This is a genomic window from Vibrio ouci, from assembly GCF_004551525.1.
GTDB lineage: Bacteria > Pseudomonadota > Gammaproteobacteria > Enterobacterales > Vibrionaceae > Vibrio > Vibrio ouci.
The window spans coordinates 1-2,763 of record NZ_SATR01000134.1; the positions used below are offsets into that span (position 1 = coordinate 1).

Sequence of the window (2,763 nt, forward strand, 5' to 3'; positions counted from 1 at the left end):
TGGGCGTTATGTACTTTGGAGGTCAAATGGATTTATCCTCAAATTTCAGAATGTTGGCGCTGTACAATCAGCGAATGAATAAGCAGTTACTTGGTGTTTGCAGTGAGCTGACTCATGAGCAGTTGCGTCAGAATACCAACTCATTTTTCCCTACAATCATGGCTCACTGGAATCATATCTTGTTCGGTGACTTGATTATGCTCCAGCGCCTTGTAGCAAATGAGTTAGTATTAGTTGAAGCTACAATTTTAGAGAAATTACCCGTTTCTAAGTCAGTTTCTGACACGTTCGCTTCGAATCTAGATGAACTCTCTGAGTTACGAGAACTTGTAGACATGATCTACATTGAAATCACTAATAGGTTTACCGCTGATAGCTGTAACCAAATAGTCAGGTACACAACAACAGAAGGGCAGGTGATTGAAAGGACCGTTGGTGAGTTTTGCCAACATATTTTCAATCATCAAACTCACCATAGAGGTCAGCTTACCTGTTTGCTAAGCCAGTTTGGTTTAGACTTTGGCTGTACAGACCTGCCGATGATCGTGCCAGAGGGAGCACGTACATAACAATAAATTTAAGAGTGATTCACAACGCTCGGCGCTTTCACTTCAAACAAGTTTAGTGTTTATGGCGCAATGCTTTAGGTAAGGTGTTAGCGTTGTTCACACCTTAATTTGGCGTTATGCCGGCCCGAAATCTTCAATAAGGAATACTATGAAACAGAACATTGTCCATATAGCCTTGGTTGTAAAAGACTACGATGAAGCGATAGATTTTTACGTAAACAAACTCAAATTTGAACTTATTGAAGATACCTACCAACCTGAGCAAGATAAACGTTGGGTGGTTGTAGCTCCGCCTAACTCTCATGGTGTTACTCTATTGCTTGCTAAAGCATCGAAACCAGAACAGCATGACTTTATTGGAAACCAAGCTGGTGGCCGAGTGTTTTTGTTCCTAAATACTGACGATTTCTGGCGTGACTTTGAGCGCATGAAATCTATTGGTATTAATTTCGTGCGAGAGCCTTCAGAACAAGACTATGGAACGGTAGCAGTGTTTGAAGACTTGTATGGAAACTTGTGGGATCTGCTCCAGCTAAACCCAGACCATCCAATGGCGAAAAGGTAGCATAACAATAAATTTAAGAGTGATTCACAACGCTCGGCGCTTTCACTTCAAGCCAGTTTAGTGTTTATGGCACAATGCTTTAGGTTAGGTGGTGGCGTTGTTCACACCTTAATTTGGCGTTATGTGCTTCTACAGAATTCACTCTTTTAAGGACCTCTTAGACCTGTTATATTGGTTGACAGTTGATGGTATTAAGGAGTGAATATAATGTTGCCTACAGAATTAGCACAGTTTTCAAATTCACTCGTTGGTATCGGCTTCATGATTTTTAGCTCTGTTTACATGGTCTTCTCTATTTGGGTAAAGCTAGTTGAGCTAGATTCCAAAAAAAAAATCCCTCTATATAAAAATGTGATCTAAGTTAGGGGTAAAAATTGATTTAGATCAGTTTGTTTTTATTCATTTCTTTCTCTCCTATCATTAAGTTAATGGTTGTAAAGAAACTTAATAAAACGTATTTCATTTAGCGCACAACAAGCACATAACAATAAATTCAAAAGTGATTCACAACGCTTGGCGCTTTCACTTCAAGCCAGTTTAGTGTTTATGGCACAATGCTTTAGGTAAGGTGTTAGCGTTGTTCACACCTTAATTTGGCGTTATGTCTCATCCCACAAATGGAAACAAAATGAACGTTGAAATTAAAAGATATATTAGAACTTCAAGTAGTGAGTCATATCTGTTTTTTAACTCCGAAGGTCGATTAGGGACTCTTGATCTCCACTATTTAAAGTCGATACATGGAACTCTAATCTTAGAGCAAGAACTTACCGAACTAGAAGTCGAAGAACTACTTAAGAAAATTGAAGATGACATAGTTGAAAGCATCTACCCAAGAGAGGATTTTATTTTCTCTGTTTACCAAGGTAAAGAGGTGGGTTTTTATTCGGATAAACCATCAGAAGACTCAAGAAAGTATGAATCTGCACGAGTCATGGATCTAGAAGGCATATCCAAGCAGTTAGCGACAGTGCTTGGAAAACAACATAATATCAGAGGAAAACTGACGGAACATGCAGGTATAGAGTTCTTTGAATCTCTAGGTTACCAATGTTGTTTGAGTCGTAAAATAGATAAGAATCTAGATCATCAGAAAGTTGACTTAGTAGCAGAGAAAAACGGAGAAACTACGTTTATTCAAGTTAAAGCTGGTTCAATAGGTGATAAGGCGATTGAAACGATGGTAAAAGCAATGTCACTTTACGCATATAGCACACCAAAGAATATAGCGTTTTTAGCAAATGAGTATTCAAAAAACAGTGAAGAATTACGAGTGAACTTGGAGAGTAAGTACCAAATGAAAATTCGTTTTTATCATGTTTATCAGGTGCTAAAGTCATTTCCTGAGTATAAAAATAGCTTTTAGACATAACAAACTGTTTAAGAGTGATTCGCAACGCGTGGCATTTTTACTATGCGTTGCTTTAAGTGATTAAGGTGGTATGCGGGGGCTTCGGTATTGCGTTGCTCACACCTTAACAGGGCGTTATGCGTAATCGATGGACCACGGAGTATTAGATGGAAGTAGTAGAAGCGGAAAAATCGGATTTAGATTCATTCTTTGTGTATCTTGAAAATCAGCTGTCTGAAAATGGTAATGGAGAAGTTCCTCTTTTTCAACCAATGTCC

3 protein-coding genes and 1 pseudogene are annotated in these 2,763 nt (G+C 38.5%); all 4 read left to right on the forward strand.

The window, feature by feature from the left end; genetic code table 11:
• Positions 1 to 26 precede the first annotated feature (26 nt).
• Complete coding sequence (locus ELS82_RS24330) at positions 27 to 569, forward strand: DinB family protein (RefSeq protein WP_134837695.1); 543 nt, start codon at positions 27 to 29, stop codon at positions 567 to 569.
• A 148-nt stretch (positions 570 to 717) separates the two neighbouring features.
• Positions 718 to 1,134 (forward strand): VOC family protein, encoded by a 417-nt coding sequence (locus ELS82_RS24335; RefSeq protein WP_134837696.1) that lies wholly within the window; start codon positions 718 to 720, stop codon positions 1,132 to 1,134.
• Positions 1,135 to 1,762: 628 nt separating this feature from the next.
• Positions 1,763 to 2,500 carry a hypothetical protein gene (locus tag ELS82_RS24340; RefSeq protein ID WP_134837697.1) on the forward strand — a complete coding sequence of 246 codons (738 nt, stop codon included), beginning with the start codon at positions 1,763 to 1,765 and terminating at the stop codon, positions 2,498 to 2,500.
• Between the two features lie 152 nt (positions 2,501 to 2,652).
• Positions 2,653 to 2,763: pseudogene (locus ELS82_RS27165) on the forward strand (GNAT family N-acetyltransferase); the annotation flags it as partial.

What these genes read in the sequence shown, in the direction of transcription:
- ELS82_RS24340 (WP_134837697.1), top strand. Translation starts at nt 1,763, where the DNA reads ATGAACGTTGAAATTAAAAGATATATTAGAACTTCAAGTAGTGAGTCA.
- ELS82_RS24330 (WP_134837695.1), top strand. Translation starts at nt 27, where the DNA reads ATGGATTTATCCTCAAATTTCAGAATGTTGGCGCTGTACAATCAGCGA.
- ELS82_RS24335 (WP_134837696.1), top strand. Translation starts at nt 718, where the DNA reads ATGAAACAGAACATTGTCCATATAGCCTTGGTTGTAAAAGACTACGAT.